Genomic DNA, 20361 nt, shown 5'->3' on the forward strand with positions numbered 1-20361 from the left:
GCTCAGTGTAAGGCAGTAGGCCCACGCTGTGTGAAAGGTCTGACGGACGCTCAGGCTTCACGGCAGATCCTCGGTCGGCGGATTGTTTCGCTCCATGCGCTTGCCAATTTCCAGTCCCGTCTGGCCGGGCTTTTGTGGCAGAGGCCAAAGGACAGGCATGAGCAGTTCCGGTAAAGGGAGCTCCAGGGGACGATGCTTGAGCATGTCGAAGAGGTATCGCGCAGCTTTGTCCGCCGACCAGTCGAGGTGTTCTGCAACGTCATTGCTCAGGGGTATATCGATAAGTCCTGGGCTGACTATGGTCATTTCGATGTTTTCCGGCGCCACGTCGATGCGCAAGGACTCGAAAAGGTGACGCAACCCGGCCTTTGAGTCGCCATAGGATTCGGCCCGTGGCAGGGGCAGGTAGGTCACCGAGCTGGCCATGCCCACCAGATGCGGCGCAGTGCCCGCCTGCAGCAGGGGCCGGGCGGCTTCGATGCAATAGCTGCTGGCAAGCAGGTTGGTACGCACGATGTGCTCGATGATTGACGAGTCGAACTGATTGGGGTCGACGTATTCGCAGGTACCCGCGTTGAGGATCATGGTGTCCAGAGAACCCCACTCCTTGGCAATCTGCTCGCCGATTTCGCGCACCCGCTGGCCGTTGGTCAAATCACCCGCGACCACCAGCACTTGTCCGGGATAGCGCTGAGATAAGGCTTTCAATGGCGCCAATGAGCGGGAGCTGACAGCCAGGTGGGCACCGTTTTTCAGTATTTCTTCGGCCAAAGCGGCACCAATGCCGTTGCTGGCGCCGGTCAACCAGTATCGCCTTGGGGGTGTACGACTCATCCAAATTCCCTTTTTAACCAGATAATTTCCCGGCTCAATACCGTATTTATAACGCATGCGGCGGCATCAATTTAATTCCGGGGGGGATAAACCCTGTCGGGATGGCAGGTTCTTGAACGCGGCCAAGGCCCGTTCGCGGGAAGTGCTCAGGTTGACGATCGGCGATGGATAATCCATCACACCGAATAATCCGTCGAGTCTCGCGCGATTGTGCAGGTCTTTTTTGTTCATTCCATTGATCTGCGGCAACCAATGCCTGATGAAAACCCCTTCGGCGTCGAACTTTTCCGACTGGCTCAGTGGGTTGAAAATCCGGAAGTAGGGCGCCGAATCGGTGCCAGTGGAGGAACTCCACTGCCAGCCACCGTTGTTCGCCGCCAGGTCGCCATCGATCAGATGACGCATGAAAAAACGCTCACCTTCACGCCAGTCGATCAAAAGGTTCTTGGTCAGGAACATCGCCACCACCATGCGCAGGCGATTATGCATCCAGCCGGTTTCGAGCAATTGGCGCATGGCCGCGTCGATGATCGGCAGGCCGGTACGGGCTTCTTGCCAGGCCAGGAGATCTTCGGGTGCATCGCGCCAGGCGAGGGCTTCGGTTTCCGGGCGGAAGGCGCGATGACGCGAGACCCGTGGGTAGCCCACCAGAATGTGTTTGTAGAATTCGCGCCACAGCAATTCGTTGATCCAGGTGACGGCGCCGACCTTGCCACTTTCAAACTCGCTCTGATTGCTTTGCAGCGCGGCGTGCAGACACTGACGAGGGGAGATGACCCCGGCGGTGAGATAGGCCGAGAGCCGGCTGGTGCCGGGTTTTGCCGGGAAATCGCGCTCGCTGTGGTAATAGTCGATCTGTGCGTCGGTAAAGGTCTCAAGGCGGCGTCGGGCTTCGGCTTCGCCGGCCGGCCAGAGAGCACGCAAACTATCGCTGGGCGTGTCGAAACCCTCGGCGCGAGAGGGCGGTTCGTCACTGGCGATACCCAGCGGAGCCTGGATGGCGGGGGCGGTAACCAATCTCGGCAATGATGCATGCAAGCGTTCGTAGCAGACCTTGCGGAACTGGCTGAAAACCTGGTAATAGGTGCCGGTTCTGGTCAGCACGGTGCCAGGCTTGAACAGCAGTTGATCGAGGTAGCGGTAAAAGTCTATGCCTTGGGCTTTCAGGGCTTGAGCCACCGCGGTATCACGACGGCTTTCATGAATGCCGTACTCCTCGTTGACGTGCACCGCGTCGATCTTCAACTGTTGGCAAAGATCGAGCAGCACCTTGGGTGCGTCCTCCCAGCGAGATGCCTTGCGGATCAACAAGGGAATGTTCAGCTCATCCAACGCGCTGCGTAACTCGCTCAGGTTGCGCAGCCAGAAATCCACTTTGCACGGCGCGTCATCGTGCTCCAGCCATTGCTCCGGGCTTAGCAGATACACCGCCACAGTCGGGCCGCGGGCTGCGGCGGCCGAGAGGGCGGTGTTGTCATGGAGGCGCAAGTCGCTGCGCAACCAGATCAATTGCAGAGAGGAGTCCGCACGATTCATTAAAAATTCGCCATTAAATGAGCCCACGTTGAACCAGGCCCTGATGCGCCGCTAACGGATCTTCAGCCAGGAACAAATCAGTAATCTTGAACGTTCGTGCGGACAACTCGGCGTGGTGGATGCATACCGTGGGGCCGGCAATCATTTTTGGGCAACTGACACCATTCAAAAGTTTCGGCAGCTGCGAAAGGTTCATGGCTTTGCTGGAATACAGCAGTACGACGCGGGCTTGCAGATGATCGACCGCCAGCGCGAGTTCGCCGGCGGGGAGTGGCCAGTCGAACACTTCAACCGGGCAATCGGCGCTGCTGATCAGCCAGGCGGTCAGCCACAGGTGAGGTTCCAGTGGCAGGTCCGATTGATTGATCAACAACAGTGGCGCGGTGCGTAACTGACGGTTGTTATGGTAGATGCGTGCGCCAAATTTGCTGCGTAACCAGGAGTAAAAAAACACCCGCTCCATCTGCGCACCGAACTGGCCTTGCCAGCGTTGCTCCAGTTCAGCCAGCAATGGCATCAGCAGTTGTGCGCACAAGGTCCGTGGTGGATACAACGCCATGGCCTGATTGATGGTGTCATCGAGGGTGCGTTCGTTCAGTTGAGTGACCGCTTGCAGCAGCGTATGACGCATCACTTGCCAATCGTTTTCGACAGATTCGGTAAAGGCCTGCGGGGTGTTGAGCAGTTGCTTGACCTGACTGACGGCCACGCCACGGTTGAGCCAGGTGAGAATCGTCAGGATGCGTTGAACGTGTTCGGCAGAGAACAGCCGATGCCCCTTGGGCGTGCGTTGCGGCACGATCAGGCCATAACGCCGTTCCCAGGCCCGCAAGGTGACGGCGTTGACGCCGGTCTGCCGCGCGACCTCGCGGATCGGCAGCCAGCCTTCGTCGAGGGCTTTCTTGAAGTCGGCGCCGAGGTCTTCGCTGGCGCTGGTGTCGAGTAGGGTTTTCATTAGATCGCGTTTCGCAGACTGAGATTTTCCGGATGCGGTTGCAGGTAAACCTGTTGCGCAATGTACGGATCCGGGTGTTGACGGAAGTAGTGTTTGAGCAGCGTCAACGGCACCACCAGCGGCACGATGCCATGGCGGTACTGACCGATGACGTGCTGCACTTCCTGTTTGTCTTCAGGGCTGATCGTCTGTTTGAGATAGCCACTGATGTGTTGCAGGACGTTGGTGTGGGTGCGGCGTGTGGCGCATTTTTTCAAGGCCGCCATCAGCTCGCTGAAATAGCGTGGGCCGAGTTCATTCGGATCGGTCTGCCCCCTGTTGCCCAACAGGTTGCCCAGGGTTTTGTATTGCACCGGGTTGTGAGCCATCAGCAGGTATTTGTAGCGCGAGTGAAAGTCCGTGAGGCCACGGCGAGTCAGGCCGTCGCGCAGCAACTGCTGCCAGGCGCTATAGGCGAACACGCGGGTGAGGAAGTTTTCTCGCAGCACCGGGTCGTTGAGTCGGCCGTCTTCTTCCACCGGTAAATCCGGATGCAGCGCGCAGAACGCCTGCGCGTAGATGCCACGGCCACCACCGTCCACCGGCGCCCCGTTGGCGTGGTAGACCTTGACCCGATCCAGGCCGCATGACGGGGATTTCTGCATGAAGATGTAGCCGCAGAGATCGCCCAGTTCCGCGGCCATTTTCTGACCGTACTCGGTCAGCGGCCGGGTGACATTGAGTGTTGGGTTAACGGTACCGATGGCTTCTGGATGTTGTGGATCGCCCACCAGACGGATCGGTTCACGGGGAATGCCGAGACCGATGGCGACTTCCGGGCAGACCGGGATGAAATCGAAATAGTCCGTGAGGGTGCGACTGCACAGCCGCGACGCCTTGTGCCCGCCGTTAAAACGCACTTCTGCGCCCATCAGGCAGGCGCTGATGGCGATCTTCGGTTTCACGGTGACGTGGGGCATCGGAGCACCTCGAATCTAAACCTGTACAGACTGCTCGGTCTGTACAACATAACTTCATCATAGATTCAAAGGTATACAAGTCAAATTATTTGTATAGGTTTTATCGTCGGCCTTCTACCGGATCGATGCGGTTCACTGCAGATGCGCATGCAAGCGGCGGGCGGCTTCCTGGCCGCTGAGCCAGGCGCCTTCGACACGACCGGACAAGCACCAGTCGCCACACACATAGAGGCCCAGATCGGCATCGGCCAGGGCTCCCCATTCATGGCTGCTGGCGGGCCGGGCGTAGAGCCAGCGGTGGGCGAGGCTGAAGGTCGGGGCGGGCATGGCGTCGTGCAGCAACTCGGCAAATGCGCCGTGCAATTGCTCGATCACTGCTTCCTTGGACAAGTCGATATGTTGCCGGCTCCAGGCGCTGGTGGCGTGCAGGACCCAAGTGTCCAGCGTGTTGTCACGTCCCGGTTTGCTGCGGTTGCGAGCCAGCCAGTCGAGCGGGCTGTCCTGTACGAAGCAGCCTTCCATGGGCGTATCCAGCGGTGTCTCGAACGCCAGCGCGACAGCCCAGGTCGGGTCCATTTTCACCCCGGCGGCGGCACCGGCGAGTTTCGGCGCGGAGGCCAGCAATGCAGTCGCCTGAGGCGCTGGCGTGGCAATAATCACATGACTGAACGGGCCGTGGGTGAAGCCTTCGGCGTCTTGCAGATGCCAGTGCTCCTCGCCGCGATAGACCTCGGTAATGCGGCAGGCGAAATGCACTTCCAGGTCGCCGAGCAGGCCGCGGGTGATGGCGCTCATGCGCGGCGTGCCGACCCAGCGCGTCTGTTCGTCCGGCGACAGGCTGAGCTGGCCACCGTGGTAGGTGTAGAGCTGCGGCATCCACTCGGCGACCCAGCCGTTGCCTTGCCAGCGCTGGACTTCAGTGACGAAGCGGCGATCGCGGGCGGTGAAATATTGCGCGCCCAAGTCCAGAGCACCCGCATCGCTGCGCTTGCTTGACATGCGTCCGCCACTGCCGCGGCTTTTATCGAAAAGTTGAACGACATGCCCGACCTCTGTCAGGGCCTGGGCGGCGGAGAGTCCGGCGATGCCGGTGCCGATGATCGCGATAGGTACAGTCATAGGGGCCTCGTTTACCTTTCTGTACAGACTACGCCGTGGTTGAAACCTGTACAATATTGTTTTTTGGTATAACTTTTAGCGTTCTCGTTCTGACAGCTTGGCCTATTGTTAATCACAGAGCCTGCCCGATACCAAAGATCCCTGCTTATAAAAATAGACTAGTGATCAGGGTAAAACGCTACGCGAGGAAGTAGTCATGCACATATTGCTGACCGGCGGTACTGGTTTGATAGGACGTCAACTCTGCCGCCTCTGGTTGAGTCAGGGTCATCGCCTGACGGTCTGGAGTCGCAAGCCTGAAAAAGTCGCGAAAATCTGTGGTGCCCAAGTGCGCGGAGTGGCCCGCCTCGAGGACATCGGCCAGGAGCCAGTGGATGCGATTATCAACCTCGCAGGTGCACCGATTGCCGATCGTCCCTGGACAACCAGACGCAAAGCGCTGTTGTGGAGCAGCCGCATCACCCTGACCGAAACCCTGCTGGCCTGGCTCGAAGCCCGCGAACAAAAACCGCAGGTGTTGATTTCCGGGTCTGCGGTCGGTTGGTACGGTGACGGGGGCGAACGGGAATTGACCGAGAAGTCTCCACCGGTTATCGATGATTTCGCCAGCCAGTTGTGCATCGCCTGGGAAGAAACCGCCCAGCGTGCCGAAGGCATGGGCATTCGCGTGATCTTCATTCGTACCGGGCTGGTGTTATCGGCCGAGGGCGGCTTTTTGTCGCGGCTGTTGTTGCCGTTCAAAGTGGGGCTGGGCGGGCCTATTGGCAGTGGCCGGCAGTGGATGCCGTGGATCCATATCAACGATCAAATCGCCCTGATTGATTTTCTTCTGCGTCAGGAAGACGCCAGTGGTCCTTATAATGCCTGCGCACCCAAGCCTGTGCGCAACCGCGAGTTTGCCAAGACATTGGGCAGCGTGCTGCACCGCCCGACGTTCATGCCCATGCCGGCCCTTGCGTTGAAGGTGTGTCTGGGCGAATTGTCATTGCTGTTGCTGGGCGGCCAGAAGGCCGTACCGGTTCGCTTGCTGGAAGCGGGTTTCACTTTCCAGTTCACTGATTTGCGCGCGGCTCTGGACGACCTTTCCAGCCGCCTTTGAAATAGGACGTTGCATGACCGATCACGCATTGCTTCTGGTCAATCTGGGCTCTCCGGCCTCCACCTCGGTGGCGGATGTGCGCAGTTACCTCAATCAATTTCTGATGGACCCGTATGTGATCGACCTGCCATGGCCGGTGCGACGTTTGCTGGTGTCGCTGATCCTGTTCAGGCGCCCGGAGCAGTCTGCCCATGCCTACGCCTCGATCTGGTGGGAGGAGGGCTCGCCGTTGGTGGTGCTCAGCCGTCGCTTGCAACAGGCCATGACGGCCCAGTGGACCCACGGTCCGGTGGAGTTGGCGATGCGTTACGGTGAGCCGTCTATTGAATCGGCGCTGGTGCGCCTGGCGGCTCAGGGTCACAAGAGGATCACGATCGCGCCGCTCTATCCACAGTTCGCTGACAGCACTGTGACCACAGTGATCGAGGAGGCCAAACGGGTGGTGCGCGATAAGCAGCTGGATGTGCAGTTTTCGATTCTCCAGCCGTTCTACGATGAACCGGAATACCTCGATGCGCTGGTGGCCAGCGCCAAGCCGCATTTGCAGCAGGATTACGATCACTTGCTGTTGAGCTTCCACGGTTTGCCGGAACGGCACTTGAAGAAGCTCAATCCGGGTCACAGTTTTGAGGGCGGCGGCGATTGCTGCGCGGGTGCACCACCGGAAGTGGTCGCGACCTGTTATCGCGGTCAGTGTCTGCGAACTGCGGCGGAGTTTTCCAAACGCATGGGCTTGCCGGACGGCAAGTGGTCGGTGTCGTTTCAGTCGCGTCTGGGGCGGGCCAAATGGATCGAACCCTACACCGAAGCGCGCCTTGATGAGTTGGCTGGAATGGGCGTGAAGAAAGTGCTGGTGATGTGCCCGGCGTTCGTTGCCGATTGCATCGAGACGCTGGAAGAGATCGGGGATCGCGGCAAAGAGCTGTTCCGCGAGGCGGGAGGGGAGGAGTTGGTGCTGGTGCCGTGCCTCAACGACGATCCGCAGTGGGCGCGGGCGTTGAGCACCTTGTGCGAAAGAGCGCCGTTGGCGCTGTAGGAATACACCTTGAAGTGAAGGTGGGCTTGTTGTGGCGAGGGAGCTTGCTCCCGCTGGGGCGCGAAGCGGCCCCAAAATCTTTGCAGTCGATGAATATTTTGTGAGTGCTGCGCACTCAAGCGGGAGCAAGCTCCCTCGCCACAGGGGGTTGAGTCGTCTGTTACAGCACCGGCTCATTCGCCTTCTTGTGCTTCCAGCTGTCATTACCCGGCAGCAATAGGTTCAGCGCAATCGCCGTCACCGCGCACAGCGCGATGCCTTTGAGGCCGAAGTCGTCCGGCCCAGTGCCGGTGCCGACCAGTACGCCGCCAATCCCGAACACCAGGGTCACCGAGACGATCACCAGATTGCGCGCTTCGCCCAGGTCGATCTTGTGGCGAATCAGCGTGTTCATGCCCACCGCCGCAATCGAACCGAACAACAGGCACAGAATCCCGCCCATCACCGGTACCGGAATGCTTTGCAGCAGCGCGCCGAACTTGCCGATGAACGCCAGGGTGATGGCGAAAATCGCCGCCCAGGTCATGATCTTCGGGTTGTAGTTCTTGGTCAGCATCACCGCGCCCGTCACTTCGGCATAGGTGGTGTTGGGTGGGCCGCCAAACAGGCCTGCGGCGGTAGTGGCAATGCCATCGCCGAGCAGGGTGCGGTGCAGGCCGGGTTTCTTCAGGTAATCGCGACCGGTCACGCTACCGACAGCGATCACGCCGCCGATGTGCTCGATGGCCGGAGCCAGGGCCACCGGAACGATGAACAGAATCGCCTGCCAGTTGAATTCCGGCGCGGTGAAGTGCGGGATCGCAAACCACGGTGCGGCGGCGATTTTCGCGGTATCAACGACGCCAAAGTAGAACGCCATCGCAAAACCCACCAGCACACCGGAGATGATTGGCACCAGGCGGAAGATACCTTTACCGAACACCGCGACGATCAGGGTGGTCAGCAGCGCTGGCATCGAGATCAGCATCGCCGTCTGATAATGAATCAGCTCGGTGCCGTCGCCAGCCTTGCCCATCGCCATGTTGGCGGCGATTGGCGCCATGGCCAGGCCGATGGAGATGATCACCGGGCCAATCACCACCGGTGGCAGCAGGCGGTCAATGAAACCGGTGCCTTTGATCTTCACGGCAAGGCCGAGGAAGGTGTAGACGAAACCCGCCGCCATCACGCCGCCCATGGTCGCCGCGAGGCCGAACTGGCCTTTGGCGAGAATGATCGGGGTGATGAAGGCAAAGCTCGACGCCAGGAACACCGGCACCTGACGCCCGGTGACAATCTGGAACAGAATCGTCCCCAGGCCAGCGGTGAACAGCGCCACGTTCGGGTCGAGGCCGGTAATCAGCGGCATCAACACCAGGGCGCCGAAGGCCACGAACAGCATCTGCGCACCCGACAGCACCGTGCGCCAGAGCGGATCGTTGAACTCTTGCTGCATGCTCAAGCGTCCTTCTGCTTGGTGCCGAAGATCTTGTCACCGGCATCGCCCAGGCCTGGGATGATGTAACCGTGTTCGTTGAGTTTCTCGTCAATGGAAGCGGTGTAGATGGTCACGTCCGGGTGAGCCTTCTCTACGGCGGCAATGCCTTCAGGGGCCGCCACCAGCACCATCGCGCGGATATCCCGGCAACCGGCCTTTTTCAGCAGGTCGATGGTAGCGACCATGGAGCTGCCGGTAGCGAGCATCGGGTCGATGATCATCGCCAGGCGCTCGTTGATTTCCGGAACCAGTTTTTCCAGGTAGGTGTGGGCCTGCAGGGTCTGTTCGTTGCGGGCTACACCGACGGCGCTGACTTTGGCGCCCGGGATCAGGCTCAGCACGCCTTCGAGCATGCCGATACCGGCGCGCAGGATCGGTACTACAGTAATTTTCTTGCCGGCGATTTTCTCGACCGACACCGTGCCGCACCAGCCTTCGATGTCGTAGCTTTCCAGCGGCAGGTCTTTGGTGGCTTCATAGGTCAGCAGGGCACCGACTTCCTGAGCGAGCTCACGGAAATTCTTCGTGCTGATGTCGGCGCGGCGCATAAGGCCGAGTTTATGGCGGATCAGCGGATGGCGGATCTCGAGGATGGGCATGGGAAAGGCTCCGGCGGCGGGCAAAAAAACCGGCCTAGATTAATCTATCCGAGGGTGTTGTCCTATAGACATGAAGTACGTTAGTCCACAAACGCTTGATCTGGCCTCGCTTGATGCGTACCTTTGCCCGCTTTTCCTGAATCCGCCACCCCCTGGAGAGCGCTATGTCCGCTGATCTCGAGCATATCCGTCAAATCATGCGAGAGGCTGACTGCCTGTACACCGAAGCTGAAGTCGAGGCGGCCATCGCCCGCGTCGGTGCACAAATCAACGACCAGCTGGCTGAAAGCAATCCGGTGGTGTTCTGCGTGATGAACGGCGGGCTGATTTTCTCCGGCAAGCTGCTGACCTATCTGAACTTCCCGCTGGAAGCGTCCTACCTGCACGCCACCCGTTATCGCAACGAAACCAGCGGCGGCGACCTGTTCTGGAAAGCCAAGCCGGAAGTGTCGTTCATCGACCGTGACGTGCTGATCATCGACGACATCCTCGACGAGGGTCACACCCTGGGCGCGATCATCGACTTCTGCAAACACGCCGGCGCCCGTGCTGTGCACACCGCCGTGCTGATCGACAAGGACCACGACCGCAAGGCTCGCCCGGACCTGAAAGCCGATTTCGTCGGCCTGCCATGCATCGACCGTTACATCTTCGGTTACGGCATGGACTACAAAGGCTACTGGCGTAACGCCAACGGGATTTTTGCTGTTAAAGGCATGTAAGCCGGACACAATCTGTAGCAGCTGGCGCAGCCTGCGTCCGGCTGCGCAGCAGTCGTAAACCCTGCCCCGCGGTTTAACTGAAAAGCCGCATCGCCTGTTTTACGACTGCTTCGCAGCCGGACGCAGCCTTCGGCAGCTGCTACAGTGCTCGGCCTCGCCTTGGGAGCCTGTCATGAGCCTTTTGATCCGCAGCTGCGCCGCCCTGTTGCTGACCGTCAGCCTGCCTCTGGCTGCCGCCCCGGCGCCGATGCACGCGCAGTTCCTGCCCCCGGATGACCTGACCCTGCGTGACGCGGAACCCGAGCAGCAACAGCTGTTGCAGGTTACCGAGTACTCGGTGGTGGTCGGCAGCCAGCGCCAGTCCAACCAGCAGCCGATTCCGGTGACCTCACCGTTGCTGATCCGTCTCAAGGGCAAATCCTTGAACAAGGGCGCGACCATCAGCCAGGTGCTGGTCAATTTCGATGGCGAAAGCAAAAGCCTGAAAAAGCCGATCTACGACGACAAGAACAAAACCCTGACGCTGTTTTACCCGATGGCCCAGTACCGGGTGGTGATCGACTTGTTGCGCAATGACACGGTGTATTGCCAGTTCCTCAGCTACGCCAACGGCCATGTCTGGGCCGATCTGCACACCGGCAGCGTTCGTCCGCGTTGAGCCCGGTGGCAAGGGAGGGGTAAACTGCCCGCCCCGTGAAATGTCTGCGAGCTGGAGTCGGCAATGCGTAAAGATAAGAAGCAAGTGATTGGTGACGAGATCGGCGATGAGCAGATCAAGCTGTTCCTCGATTTCGAACCGGTCGACGCCACGTCGCCGTCGCTGCACAAACTGATCAAGGCCTATCGCGGCCTGCGCATCGATGACTTCGGGCGCTTTCTGACGTTCTTCGTCGAAGCCGGTCTGGATCTGGACGGCAAGGATGAGCACGGCAATGACTTCGTCGCCCTGATCAAGGATCAGCGCAACGCGGCCGAGTACATCGAACTGATCGAAAAGGCTCGCGGCTAACGTAGGCATTTGTGGCGAGGGAGCTTGCTCCCGCTTGAGTGCGCAGCGCTCACAAAAATCTCCGCCGTTCGCAGAATTTTGGGGCCGCTGCGCAGCCCAGCGGGAGCAAGCTCCCTCGCCACAAAGATTGTTTCACCGCACACAAAAAAACGCCCCGCTCTCAATGAGAACGGGGCGTTTTTTATGCGGCCGAATCAAGCGTAGCTTTCGGTCTCGTTGCTGGCTTCAACCAGTTCCAGCGCGACGTTGTTCTGCACATTGATCTTGCGATACAGCGCAGCGTCGGTTTCCAGAACCTTTTCGCGGGCCGGGAAAATTTCCGCGAGCTTGGCAGCCCATTCACCAGAAGTTTTGTTCGGGAAGCATTTCTCGATCAGCTCAAGCATGATCGAAACAGTCACCGACGCACCTGGCGAAGCGCCGAGCAGAGCAGCAAGGGTACCGTCCTTGGCCGCGACCAGTTCGGTACCGAACTGCAGAACGCCGCCCTTTTTCGGGTCTTTCTTGATGATCTGCACCCGTTGGCCGGCCACTTCCAGGCGCCAGTCTTCGGCTTTCGCTTCAGGGTAGAAGCGACGCAGGGAATCCAGGCGCTGCTCCATCGACTGCATCACTTCGCTGACCAGATACTTGGTCAGGTCCATGTTGTTTTTCGCCACGGCCAGCATCGGGCCGATGTTGCCGGCGCGAACCGACATCGGCAGGTCCATGAAGGAGCCGTGCTTGAGGAACTTGGTGGTGAAGCCGGCGTAAGGTCCGAACAGCAGGGACTTCTTGCCATCGACTACGCGGGTGTCCAGGTGCGGCACCGACATCGGTGGCGAACCCACGGCCGCCTGGCTGTAAACCTTGGCCTGGTGGTGTTTGACCACTTCCGGGTTGTCGCAACGCAGCCACTGGCCGCTGATCGGGAAACCGCCGAAGCCTTTGCTTTCTTCGATGCCCGAAGCTTGCAGCAGCGGCAGTGCCGCGCCGCCAGCGCCGAGGAACACGAATTTCGCGTCGACGTCACGGGAATTGCCGCTGTTGACGTCCTTGATGCTGACGGTCCAGCCGCTGCCGTTACGCTTGAGGCCGGTCACGCGCTTGCAGTACTTGACCTGTGCATCGGGTGCGCTGGTCAGGTGCTTGAGCAGTTGATTGGTCAGGGCGCCGAAGTTGACGTCGGTGCCGTTCATGACGCGGGTGGCGGCGACGACTTCGTCGGCCGGCCGGCCAGGCATCATCAGCGGCATCCACTCGGCCATGGTGGCCTTGTCTTCGGTGTATTCCATGTCCGAGAAGGCGTGGTGCTTGCTCAGCGTCTTGAAGCGTTCCTTGAGGAAGGAAACGCCATCGTCACTCTGGACGAAGCTCAGGTGCGGCACCGGGCTGATGAACGTCTTGCACGAGCCGAAGGTGCTTTTCCTGGTCAGGTAGGACCAGAACTGCTTCGACACCTCGAACTGGGTGTTGATGTGCACGGCTTTCTTGATGTCGACGGTGCCGTCGGCGGCCTGCGGCGTGTAGTTGAGCTCACACAGCCCGGCGTGACCGGTACCGGCGTTGTTCCACGGGTTCGAACTCTCCGCGGCACCGGAATCCATCAGCTCGACGACTTCCAGCTTGATCGCGGGGTCGAGCTCTTTGAGCAGTACAGCGAGGGTGGCACTCATGATGCCGGCCCCAACCAGTACTACGTCGACTGCTTCGTTATGCGCCATTTAACGCGTCTCCAAAATCTGCAGCACCAAATTGTCGGCATGGCTGCCAGGCGTTCAGGGGCGTGTCAGTGATGCCCCAAGTACCCATGGCAGTAATCGCCATGTCCGAATCTTCGCAATTTTTCGCAACTTCGACGGACGCTACCGGCCGGGTCTAAAAGAGTTACATGAACTCACTTCAACGCGCGGCTGGCAATTCGACTTATGGTCGATACATCCGTTTGTGCAACCAAATCCGTAGAGGACAGGCTTCAGGCTCCGGTGTTCGAGGCGTACTCGGGCCTGTGTCGTTGGGCTGTTTCAGACGCTAATGGTGCATATTCAGACGCAAAACTATTCATTTGCTCGCCACACTCTTGTGAAGTTGTGAAAACCCGTTTTTTTCACGCTCTTTTGAAGACGTGAACCTCAAAAAAGGGCTGCCCCAGCCTGGCACTGTGCCCGGATGGATTGCCGCCATGGGATACATGACAGGCAAAACGGGCAAACAGCTCAGTGACCGAGCGTAATGACAGCTCTGCAGATTCGCGAAAAGTGGGGGTTTTGCTCAAGGAACAGCAAGCGCGCCAGCTTCACTCGATCTGTGTGGGCGGCTCTCTGTGGGCGGTGCGGGGTGTCAATACAAGCGCATTGACGATGCTGCGAGGCCCGATCAGGAGACGTCCTTATAATCGGGGGGAGATTGTAGCGAAGAAACGCAGGGAAATGGTCGTGTTTAATGACTTTTATTAGGTGTTCGGTCAGGTGGTCAACAGGTGTTGAGCCCGCGCACGTGGCTGGCGCTGGCTGACACGGGCGCTAGGGGGCAGGGGATGGTGTAACCAGTTGAGACGGATTTCTTCGATTTCGACCCAGTCATCACCCATCGGCTGGAGGCTGCACTGTTTGAATGCCTGGCAATGGCCGTTGCGGTCGAGCAGGGCGAAGCAGCGATGCAGAGGACGTGGGTTGAACAGCGAGATGAGATAGCGCATGGCGAAGTACCTTGTGGGGTGACTGCAGTGAAGGTTGCCAGCGAGCCGTGACGAGCAAGTGTATGGGTGGTGACATCTCTGTGACAGGAGCCGCGGTCTGAAGGGTTTGTCAGAGATTTCAGTAATCACTGTGAGGTGCTAGTTACCCACAGTGGCCCACCGCTATACTGCGGGCCTGTTTGTGCCTGATTCTGGAGAGAAGAGCATGTTGCAACGCCTGTTGTTCGGTTTGATCACTGTGACCAGTTTGACCCTGGTTGGCTGCGCCCACAGCCCGCAACAACTGAACCCGGAACCCAAGCTGACGGCTCAGCTGGCACCGGTCGGTCATGGTCAACCGGTGGTGGTGCGGGTGGTGGACGGTCGTCCATCGCCAACGCTGGGCACCCGTGGTGGCCTGTACCCTGAGACCAGCGCGATCACCGTGCAGGGCGCGCAGATTCTGCCGAAGTTGCAGGCTCAGGCCGAAGCGGCCGTGCGGTTGCTGGGTTTTACGCCAACCAACAATGCACCGAATGCACCGCAAATAACCGTGACCCTGGCCGAGCTGAAGTATCAGTCGCCTAAAGAAGGCATGTATGTGACTGAGGCCACCATTGGCGCGACATTCCGCTCCGATGTGCAGAATGCCAATCGTCGTTACAGCGGTCGTTATGGTGCGTCCCTGGATCAGCGTTTTGGTATGGCGCCGAATCAGGAAACCAATACCAAGCTGGTCAGTGATGTGCTGAGCGATGCGTTGACGCGTCTGTTCAAGGATCCGACGATTGGTCAGATTCTCGGCGAATAAGCCTTCGCTGGATACAAAAAGCCCGGTGCCAGCAATGGCCCCGGGCTTTTTCATGCCGCTTGCGAATCGTTATTTGTCGGAAAGCAAGGGCAGGTGGCGAGGCTTTCGGTAGAATCCGCGCCGCGGTCGCCGGTTCGGCGTCTGCCACACCTGTTTTGCTGAGGTCCGTGATGTCGTTGCATTTGATTTCGCTGTTTACCAACCATCCCGCCAAGTTGATCAACCTGTTGGCCTTGTTGTTTGCCTTTCCGGGCGGCTGGTTGCTGCATGCCACTCGTCGCCGCGAACAGCGCGCGTTGGCCACTCTCGAAGCGCAAAGCCAGAGCCGTCGTATCGATGAACCGACGTTGATGCTGGATGGGGCGACCTTGCGCATGAACCGGTTTTTCTATGGATTCGGTTTTGCCTGCCTGGGGTTGGCGCTGCTGGTGTCGTGGATCAGCACTCGGGTTTGAATCGCTAAAAAGCAAAAGATCGCAGCCTCGTTTCACTCGACAGCTCCTACAGGGGATAGCGTTCGCCCTGTAGGAGCTGTCGAGTGAAACGAGGCTGCGATCTTTTGATCTTGCTTCAAAAAAACCTTACAACGGCAAACCTGCTTTCACACGGTACTGATTGCGCACCGGCGTCGCGTATTGCAGGACCATGAACGGACGATGCTCCTCAGGGCACGCGTCCAGACGCTGTTGCCATTGCTCCTGAGCCTTGGCCAGTTCGTCGGCCGCAAACACCTCAGCGGCTTTCGGCACCTGCAATTGCGGGTCGGCGTCTTTCCACTGGGCGTAGGCCAGGTAGTGCACCGGGAACAGGCGGTAGCCGCCGAGGATCTGCCGGTCCATCTCGATCGCCAATTGTTTGGTGTCATCGAACAGCTCGGTGATCGGCGAGGCGAAGTTCACATGCACTCGGCCCTTGTAGCCGGTGATGCCCTTGGCGATGCTCGCATCGTCCTCGCCCGGTACTTTGGTGTAGCTGCCGGTGGTGGCGCGGATGAACAGCTCGCGAGCCTTGGCTTGATCGCACGGGTCATATTCGTAGCTGATCGACACAGGGGTGAGGTTCAACGACTGAATGACTTCGCCGAACGGCTCGTCCTTGCGGCTCATGTGGAACATTTTGAGGATGGCCGACTCGGTGCGGTCGTCGCCGTCTTTCGCCCGGCCCTCGGCCTGGGCGATCCAGATCGAGGCGCAATCGTTGCGGATAGAGTGGTTGATGTAGGCCGACAGCAGTTGATACGCGGCCATCTTCTCGCGGCGACCGGTGATCGAACGGTGCACGATGAAGCTCTTGTTCAGGCGCATCAGATCGCTGACGAAGGGCTTTTGCAGCAGGTTGTCGCCGATCGCGATGCGCGGTGTCGGCAGGCCCGCGTGGTACACGGCGTAGTTGACGAAGGCCGGGTCCATCACGATGTCGCGGTGGTTGGCGATGAAAAGGTAGGCGCTGCCGGACTTGAACTGCTCGACGCCGGTGTACGTGACGCCGTCGGTTGCGCGTTCGATGGTGTGGTCGACGTACATTTCGACCTTGTCCTGCAACGTGGCCACCGAGTGAACGCCGGCGAACTCACGGCGCAGCCGATGAGCTATAAGAGGTTTAAGCATCCAGCCGAAAGCACCGGCAAAGCGCGGGAAGCGGAAGTGGGTGAGGATATCTAGAAACGCCTTGTCGCCGAGCAGCCTGTCCAGTACCGCTGGGACTTCGCTGTCGTCGTAAGGTCGGATGGCATCGAATTCGCCCATCATGCTCTCTTGTTAGAAACGGCTAGGGTAAGTAAAGGTTTTGATCGAAAACCAACGGGGCACGGTCTGAAGAGTTAGCCAGACAAAAATAGCCCTGCAAATAGACCGGCGATTATACGCACAAGTCACCTGGGAGACCGCGATGCTGGAAACCGAGCGCTACGAATGTCCGTATTGTGGTGAAGAGGCTGAGGCCGTTCTGGACTTGTCCGGTGGCGATCAGACCTATATCGAAGACTGTCCGGTGTGTTGTCGCCCCATCACGTTTGTTCTGCAGACTGACGGTCAGGAATGGTTGCTCGAAGTTCACAGCGAAAACGAATGAAAGGGGCGCCCCATGCAGCGAATCTACGAGCCGGAAAACCTCATGGAAGGTGAGTTGCTGCAAAGCATGTTGGCCAGCGAGGGCATCGAAGCGCATTTGGTGGGGCGCGATTTGCTCGGTGGCAGCGGCGAATTGCCGATCTTTGGCCTGTTGGGCCTGTCGGTCGATAACGACGAGGCCGATTACGCCCGCGAGTTGATCACCGCGTACAATGCCGCGCTGCCGATGCCCGGTGATGAACCGGAGAGTTTTCCCGGCACGCTGGTCTGTTAGGCTGACGTTCGTTTTATCTAGAGTCGTGTTGCCCCATGTGTGGACGTTATGCCCTGTTTCGCTGGAACCCCGCCTTCGCGGCCCTGCCTGGCTTCCCCGCCGATCAGCAGGCCCAGTGGAATATTTCTCCCAATGATTCGGTGTTGATGCTGCGTGCAGGTGTCGATGGCCAGCGTGAGTTGGCCCGCGCGCGTTGGGGGTTGACGCCGCCGTGGCTGACCGACTTGTCCCGTACGCCAGCCCATGCCCGGGCCGAAACCGTCGCGGAACAACCGATGTTTCGCCAGGCTCTGCGCGAACGCCGTTGCCTGCTGCCGGCCAACGGTTTTTACGAATGGCGCGGCACGACGCGCAAACGGCCGTACTGGCTGACGCCGGGGGAGGGCTCGACGCTGTTCTTTGCGGCGATTTGGGAAGCGTATCCGGTGCAGGAGCAGGTGTGGCTGAGCACGGCAGTGATCACGCAGCCGGCGGCGAGTCAGCGCCGGCCGTTGATTCTCGATGCGGCGGGGCAGGATGCGTGGCTCAATCCCGAGACACCGTTGCATGCCTTGCAGGCATTGCTCGCCAGTGAACCCGCGGCGTTGCGCGAGCGGGTGTTGGCGAATCTGGTGAATGATCCGAAGCTCAATGGGCCGGAGTGTCTTACTCCGGGTTGAGACCTTGGTGTTGTTTAAAAGCCACCCCTCACCCCAGCCCTCTCCCCACAGGGGAGAGGGGAAAGGGAGCCGATCTCGGTTGCTTTCAGAACCTGAGTTCGACTCGGTAATTCAGGTCGATGTAGCTCTAAGAGCACCTCGATCAGTCCCCTCTCCCTACGGGCGGTCCGACGTTTCGGGAGGGTTAGGGTGAGGGGTCTCTTCAGACCTTGAACTGATTGATCAACCGCCGCTGCTGTTCCGCCAACTTGGTCAAATCCGCACTCGCCGCACTCGACTCATCCGCCCCGCCCGCCACTTCATTGGCCACTTGCCCAATGTTGATCACGTTACGATTGATGTCATCAGCCACCGCACTCTGTTCCTCAGCCGCACTGGCAATCTGCGTGTTCATGTCGTTGATCACCGACACCGCCTGCGTAATCGTCTCCAGTGCCTCGGCCGCTTTCGCCGCATGCTGCACGCTTTCATCGGTACGGTTCTGACTGTCCTCCATCACACGCACCACATCGCGCGTGCCTTGTTGCAGTTGCTGAATCATGGTCTGAATTTCTTCAGTGGCTTTCTGAGTCTTCTGCGCCAGGTTGCGCACTTCATCGGCTACCACCGCAAAACCGCGCCCCTGTTCGCCGGCGCGGGCCGCTTCGATGGCCGCGTTCAAGGCCAGCAGGTTGGTCTGTTCGGCGATCCCGCGAATGGCCGTCAGGATCGCATTGATGTTCTCGCTGTCCTTGGCCAAGGTCTGCACCACGCCGACAGCCTTGCCGATTTCGATCGCTAGCACGCCAATCGAGTTAGACGTATCGCGGACGATTTGCATGCCTTGCGCCGCTGCCTGATCCGCATGACTGGCGGCTTGCGCAGCCTGGGTCGCGTTGCGCGCCACGTCCTGGGCGGTGGCGGTCATTTCATGCACTGCCGTGGCGACTTGATCAATCTCGGCCATTTGCTTGTGCACGCCGATGTTGGTGCGGATGGCGATGTCGGCAGTGTGTTCCGATGAATCACTGACGCTCTGCACCGAAGTCACCACCTGGGTGATCATCACCTGCAACTTGGCCAGGAAGGTGTTGAAGCCCTTGGCGATCGAGCCCAGTTCGTCGGTGCGGTCGCTGGTCAGGCGGCGAGTCAGGTCACCTTCGCCCTGAGCGATGTCGTCGAGCATCGCGACCATCTGCTTCAGCGGCCGGGCAATGCCGTGGCCCACCAGCCAGATCACCAGCAAGCCGATACCGGCAATCAACAAGCCGACCATGGCCATGCCGAAGGTGTCGGACTTGCGCTGGGCGTCCAGATCGCCCTGAAGTTTTTGCAGATCGGCCATCACTGCGTTCAGCGGCAATTGCAGCATGAGGGTCCAGCGAGCGTCGGTCTGGCCGATGCCGAACGGCAGGTACAACTCGATCCGGCCCTGGGCCTTGTCGACGGTGTAGGTGACTTCGCCTCGCTTGAGATTGGCCATGTTGGCGATTTGCTGGCTGTCGAGGATGTCACTGACCTTCTCGCCGAATTTGCTCGGGTCCTTGGTGTAGGCAACGATCCGGCCATTACCGCCGATCAAGGCCATTTCACCAGCGCCGCGGTACAACTTCTGATTCGCGCCGAGGAGCATCTCCTGGATGAAGTTCACCGAGAGGTCGGCGCCGACGATGCCCTGGAAGGCCCCGTTGAGCATGATCGGCTCTATAAAGGAGGCGAGCATGACGATCTTGTCGCCGACCTTGTAGGGCGCCGGATCGATCACGCAGGATTTTTTGGTTTCTTTCGAACACAGATAGTACTCGCTGGCGCGTACGCCGGTGGACAGGGTTTTCTGGTCGTCGACGTCCACCAGTTTGTCCAGGCCCAGGCTGCCGTCTTCGTTGCGGAACCACCACGGCAGGAAGCGGCCGTTGCTGGCGTCGATGCCGACTACCTGGGTGTCGACGTAGGCCGCGTCGTTGTGATCGAGGGCGTTTTTTTCCCAGCCAATATAGGTGCCGAGAATTTTCGGGTTCTTGACGACGTTTTCCTTGATCAGACTGATCAATTGCTCACGGCTCAGGTTCAACTGTGGCTGGCCATCGGCACCCGGTGTGCCGATCAATGCGTTGACTCGCACCAGTCCGCCGGCAATCAGCAGTGGCGCTTCAAGCTCACGCTGGATCTGGCTGACCTGGGTTTGCGCCAGTGATGTCAGGCGTTGTTCGATGACTTGCTCGAATTGTGCCTGGGTCCGCTGCTGGACCATGTCTTGTGTCCGTGCGCCGGAAAACAGTGCGTACAGCACCAGGGCTGCCACGACACTAAGAACGATGGCGCCGGCGAGGGCCGCCACGGAAAACTGGATCGACTTGAATTTCATGGGTGCTCCGCACGCAAGAGGACGTCTGCGGTGCTGTATCGGCAGGGGGGGCGATGGCCATGAGTGGAGGTTGGCGAATTGGCTGTTTTGGAGGGATTGATGTCGCAAACAAATCACTGCGGGCCGTTATCGACCACAGTGGGCACCGTTATGTGAATTTTTTCCTACGTCCATGAGAGCTTTATCTGAAATGAGCGTCTACA

General features: G+C 59.3%; 21 protein-coding genes and 1 pseudogene. 10 read left to right on the forward strand and 12 right to left on the reverse strand.

Annotated features, from left to right (window positions below; translation table 11 throughout):
* Positions 1 to 57 precede the first annotated feature (57 nt).
* The 5 genes from KGB23_RS01615 to KGB23_RS01635 form a co-directional block, all read right to left on the reverse strand.
* Positions 58 to 834, reverse strand: a complete 777-nt coding sequence (locus tag KGB23_RS01615) for an SDR family NAD(P)-dependent oxidoreductase (protein ID WP_223429643.1) — start codon at positions 832 to 834, stop codon at positions 58 to 60.
* Positions 835 to 900: 66 nt separating this feature from the next.
* Positions 901 to 2349 (reverse strand): deoxyribodipyrimidine photo-lyase, encoded by a 1449-nt coding sequence (gene phrB / locus KGB23_RS01620; RefSeq protein WP_223429751.1) that lies wholly within the window; start codon positions 2347 to 2349, stop codon positions 901 to 903.
* A gap of 34 nt (positions 2350 to 2383) precedes the next feature.
* Complete coding sequence (locus KGB23_RS01625; protein WP_223429644.1) at positions 2384 to 3325, reverse strand: MerR family transcriptional regulator; 942 nt, start codon at positions 3323 to 3325, stop codon at positions 2384 to 2386.
* The gene (locus KGB23_RS01630; protein WP_223429645.1) at positions 3325 to 4284 is read right to left on the reverse strand and encodes a YbgA family protein; all 960 of its coding nucleotides are present in this window, start codon (positions 4282 to 4284) and stop codon (positions 3325 to 3327) included. Before KGB23_RS01630 ends, KGB23_RS01625 begins: the two co-directional genes overlap by 1 nt.
* Positions 4285 to 4416: 132 nt before the next feature.
* On the reverse strand, positions 4417 to 5403 hold the full coding sequence (locus KGB23_RS01635) for an NAD(P)/FAD-dependent oxidoreductase (RefSeq protein ID WP_095130402.1): 987 nt from the start codon (positions 5401 to 5403) through the stop codon (positions 4417 to 4419).
* Between the two features lie 196 nt (positions 5404 to 5599).
* On the opposite strand from KGB23_RS01635, the gene KGB23_RS01640 reads away from it, so the two are divergent.
* A complete protein-coding gene (locus KGB23_RS01640) occupies positions 5600 to 6502 on the forward strand; it encodes a TIGR01777 family oxidoreductase (RefSeq protein ID WP_150658985.1) in 903 nt (300 codons plus the stop codon).
* Positions 6503 to 6515: 13 nt separating this feature from the next.
* Positions 6516 to 7538 (forward strand): ferrochelatase, encoded by a 1023-nt coding sequence (gene hemH / locus KGB23_RS01645; RefSeq protein WP_223429646.1) that lies wholly within the window; start codon positions 6516 to 6518, stop codon positions 7536 to 7538.
* Positions 7539 to 7698: 160 nt separating this feature from the next.
* Here the strand turns inward: hemH and KGB23_RS01650 are convergent, their stop codons facing one another.
* On the reverse strand, positions 7699 to 8973 hold the full coding sequence (locus KGB23_RS01650; RefSeq protein WP_223429647.1) for a uracil-xanthine permease family protein: 1275 nt from the start codon (positions 8971 to 8973) through the stop codon (positions 7699 to 7701).
* Between the two features lie 2 nt (positions 8974 to 8975).
* On the reverse strand, positions 8976 to 9614 hold the full coding sequence (gene upp, locus KGB23_RS01655; protein ID WP_008025893.1) for a uracil phosphoribosyltransferase: 639 nt from the start codon (positions 9612 to 9614) through the stop codon (positions 8976 to 8978).
* A gap of 164 nt (positions 9615 to 9778) precedes the next feature.
* Between upp and KGB23_RS01660 the strand changes: the two genes are divergently transcribed.
* From KGB23_RS01660 to KGB23_RS01670, 3 genes are all read left to right on the forward strand, one after another.
* Positions 9779 to 10336 carry a hypoxanthine-guanine phosphoribosyltransferase gene (locus tag KGB23_RS01660; RefSeq protein ID WP_033061274.1) on the forward strand — a complete coding sequence of 186 codons (558 nt, stop codon included), beginning with the start codon at positions 9779 to 9781 and terminating at the stop codon, positions 10334 to 10336.
* Positions 10337 to 10508: 172 nt separating this feature from the next.
* Positions 10509 to 10994: a hypothetical protein gene (locus KGB23_RS01665; protein ID WP_223429648.1), complete on the forward strand. Its 486-nt coding sequence runs from the start codon at positions 10509 to 10511 to the stop codon at positions 10992 to 10994.
* 63 nt (positions 10995 to 11057) lie between these two features.
* On the forward strand, positions 11058 to 11345 hold the full coding sequence (locus KGB23_RS01670; RefSeq protein ID WP_008153397.1) for a PA4642 family protein: 288 nt from the start codon (positions 11058 to 11060) through the stop codon (positions 11343 to 11345).
* A 194-nt stretch (positions 11346 to 11539) separates the two neighbouring features.
* Here the strand turns inward: KGB23_RS01670 and mqo are convergent, their stop codons facing one another.
* Together mqo and KGB23_RS01680 are read right to left on the reverse strand one after the other, a co-directional pair.
* Positions 11540 to 13048 (reverse strand): malate dehydrogenase (quinone), encoded by a 1509-nt coding sequence (gene mqo, locus KGB23_RS01675; RefSeq protein WP_223429649.1) that lies wholly within the window; start codon positions 13046 to 13048, stop codon positions 11540 to 11542.
* Positions 13049 to 13788: 740 nt separating this feature from the next.
* Complete coding sequence (locus KGB23_RS01680) at positions 13789 to 14022, reverse strand: hypothetical protein (RefSeq protein WP_150658978.1); 234 nt, start codon at positions 14020 to 14022, stop codon at positions 13789 to 13791.
* A gap of 205 nt (positions 14023 to 14227) precedes the next feature.
* On the opposite strand from KGB23_RS01680, the gene KGB23_RS01685 reads away from it, so the two are divergent.
* Both KGB23_RS01685 and KGB23_RS01690 read left to right on the forward strand, forming a co-directional pair.
* Positions 14228 to 14812: a YajG family lipoprotein gene (locus tag KGB23_RS01685; RefSeq protein WP_008153392.1), complete on the forward strand. Its 585-nt coding sequence runs from the start codon at positions 14228 to 14230 to the stop codon at positions 14810 to 14812.
* A gap of 170 nt (positions 14813 to 14982) precedes the next feature.
* A complete protein-coding gene (locus tag KGB23_RS01690) occupies positions 14983 to 15267 on the forward strand; it encodes a hypothetical protein (RefSeq protein WP_150658974.1) in 285 nt (94 codons plus the stop codon).
* A gap of 126 nt (positions 15268 to 15393) precedes the next feature.
* On the opposite strand, the gene KGB23_RS01695 is transcribed toward KGB23_RS01690, so the two are convergent.
* Positions 15394 to 16557, reverse strand: a complete 1164-nt coding sequence (locus KGB23_RS01695) for a 1-acyl-sn-glycerol-3-phosphate acyltransferase (protein WP_191623625.1) — start codon at positions 16555 to 16557, stop codon at positions 15394 to 15396.
* Positions 16558 to 16699: 142 nt separating this feature from the next.
* Between KGB23_RS01695 and KGB23_RS01700 the strand changes: the two genes are divergently transcribed.
* From KGB23_RS01700 to KGB23_RS01710, 3 genes are read left to right on the forward strand one after another with little or no spacing between them, the layout of a single operon-like run.
* On the forward strand, positions 16700 to 16882 hold the full coding sequence (locus tag KGB23_RS01700) for a CPXCG motif-containing cysteine-rich protein (protein WP_008153387.1): 183 nt from the start codon (positions 16700 to 16702) through the stop codon (positions 16880 to 16882).
* 12 nt (positions 16883 to 16894) lie between these two features.
* Positions 16895 to 17155: a putative signal transducing protein gene (locus KGB23_RS01705; RefSeq protein WP_150658972.1), complete on the forward strand. Its 261-nt coding sequence runs from the start codon at positions 16895 to 16897 to the stop codon at positions 17153 to 17155.
* A 35-nt stretch (positions 17156 to 17190) separates the two neighbouring features.
* On the forward strand, positions 17191 to 17814 hold the full coding sequence (locus KGB23_RS01710) for an SOS response-associated peptidase (protein ID WP_223429650.1): 624 nt from the start codon (positions 17191 to 17193) through the stop codon (positions 17812 to 17814).
* A gap of 202 nt (positions 17815 to 18016) precedes the next feature.
* Here KGB23_RS01710 and KGB23_RS30315 read toward each other — a convergent pair whose 3' ends face one another.
* Together KGB23_RS30315 and KGB23_RS30320 are read right to left on the reverse strand one after the other, a co-directional pair.
* Positions 18017 to 18859, reverse strand: coding sequence for a methyl-accepting chemotaxis protein (locus KGB23_RS30315; RefSeq protein ID WP_370695251.1), 843 nt, complete (start codon positions 18857 to 18859; stop codon positions 18017 to 18019).
* A 15-nt stretch (positions 18860 to 18874) separates the two neighbouring features.
* A pseudogene (locus tag KGB23_RS30320) lies at positions 18875 to 20158 on the reverse strand (HAMP domain-containing protein); the annotation flags it as partial.
* Positions 20159 to 20361 lie beyond the last annotated feature (203 nt).

It is taken from the genome of Pseudomonas sp. GL-B-26, from assembly GCF_019947405.1.
In the GTDB taxonomy this organism is placed as follows: Bacteria; Pseudomonadota; Gammaproteobacteria; order Pseudomonadales; family Pseudomonadaceae; genus Aquipseudomonas.

Bases quoted from the DNA above. Each gene is read 5' to 3' on its own strand.
- KGB23_RS01690 (WP_150658974.1), top strand. From the start codon at position 14,983: ATGTCGTTGCATTTGATTTCGCTGTTTACCAACCATCCCGCCAAGTTG.
- KGB23_RS01685 (WP_008153392.1), top strand. From the start codon at position 14,228: ATGTTGCAACGCCTGTTGTTCGGTTTGATCACTGTGACCAGTTTGACC.
- KGB23_RS01615 (WP_223429643.1), bottom strand. From the start codon at position 834: ATGAGTCGTACACCCCCAAGGCGATACTGGTTGACCGGCGCCAGCAAC.
- KGB23_RS01670 (WP_008153397.1), top strand. From the start codon at position 11,058: ATGCGTAAAGATAAGAAGCAAGTGATTGGTGACGAGATCGGCGATGAG.
- KGB23_RS01635 (WP_095130402.1), bottom strand. From the start codon at position 5,403: ATGACTGTACCTATCGCGATCATCGGCACCGGCATCGCCGGACTCTCC.
- KGB23_RS01710 (WP_223429650.1), top strand. From the start codon at position 17,191: ATGTGTGGACGTTATGCCCTGTTTCGCTGGAACCCCGCCTTCGCGGCC.
- KGB23_RS01680 (WP_150658978.1), bottom strand. From the start codon at position 14,022: ATGCGCTATCTCATCTCGCTGTTCAACCCACGTCCTCTGCATCGCTGC.
- KGB23_RS01700 (WP_008153387.1), top strand. From the start codon at position 16,700: ATGCTGGAAACCGAGCGCTACGAATGTCCGTATTGTGGTGAAGAGGCT.
- KGB23_RS01630 (WP_223429645.1), bottom strand. From the start codon at position 4,284: ATGCCCCACGTCACCGTGAAACCGAAGATCGCCATCAGCGCCTGCCTG.
- KGB23_RS01665 (WP_223429648.1), top strand. From the start codon at position 10,509: ATGAGCCTTTTGATCCGCAGCTGCGCCGCCCTGTTGCTGACCGTCAGC.
- KGB23_RS01640 (WP_150658985.1), top strand. From the start codon at position 5,600: ATGCACATATTGCTGACCGGCGGTACTGGTTTGATAGGACGTCAACTC.
- upp (WP_008025893.1), bottom strand. From the start codon at position 9,614: ATGCCCATCCTCGAGATCCGCCATCCGCTGATCCGCCATAAACTCGGC.
- KGB23_RS01625 (WP_223429644.1), bottom strand. From the start codon at position 3,325: ATGAAAACCCTACTCGACACCAGCGCCAGCGAAGACCTCGGCGCCGAC.
- KGB23_RS01660 (WP_033061274.1), top strand. From the start codon at position 9,779: ATGTCCGCTGATCTCGAGCATATCCGTCAAATCATGCGAGAGGCTGAC.
- KGB23_RS01705 (WP_150658972.1), top strand. From the start codon at position 16,895: ATGCAGCGAATCTACGAGCCGGAAAACCTCATGGAAGGTGAGTTGCTG.
- KGB23_RS01695 (WP_191623625.1), bottom strand. From the start codon at position 16,557: ATGGGCGAATTCGATGCCATCCGACCTTACGACGACAGCGAAGTCCCA.
- KGB23_RS01650 (WP_223429647.1), bottom strand. From the start codon at position 8,973: ATGCAGCAAGAGTTCAACGATCCGCTCTGGCGCACGGTGCTGTCGGGT.
- KGB23_RS30315 (WP_370695251.1), bottom strand. From the start codon at position 18,859: ATGATCACCCAGGTGGTGACTTCGGTGCAGAGCGTCAGTGATTCATCG.
- mqo (WP_223429649.1), bottom strand. From the start codon at position 13,048: ATGGCGCATAACGAAGCAGTCGACGTAGTACTGGTTGGGGCCGGCATC.
- hemH (WP_223429646.1), top strand. From the start codon at position 6,516: ATGACCGATCACGCATTGCTTCTGGTCAATCTGGGCTCTCCGGCCTCC.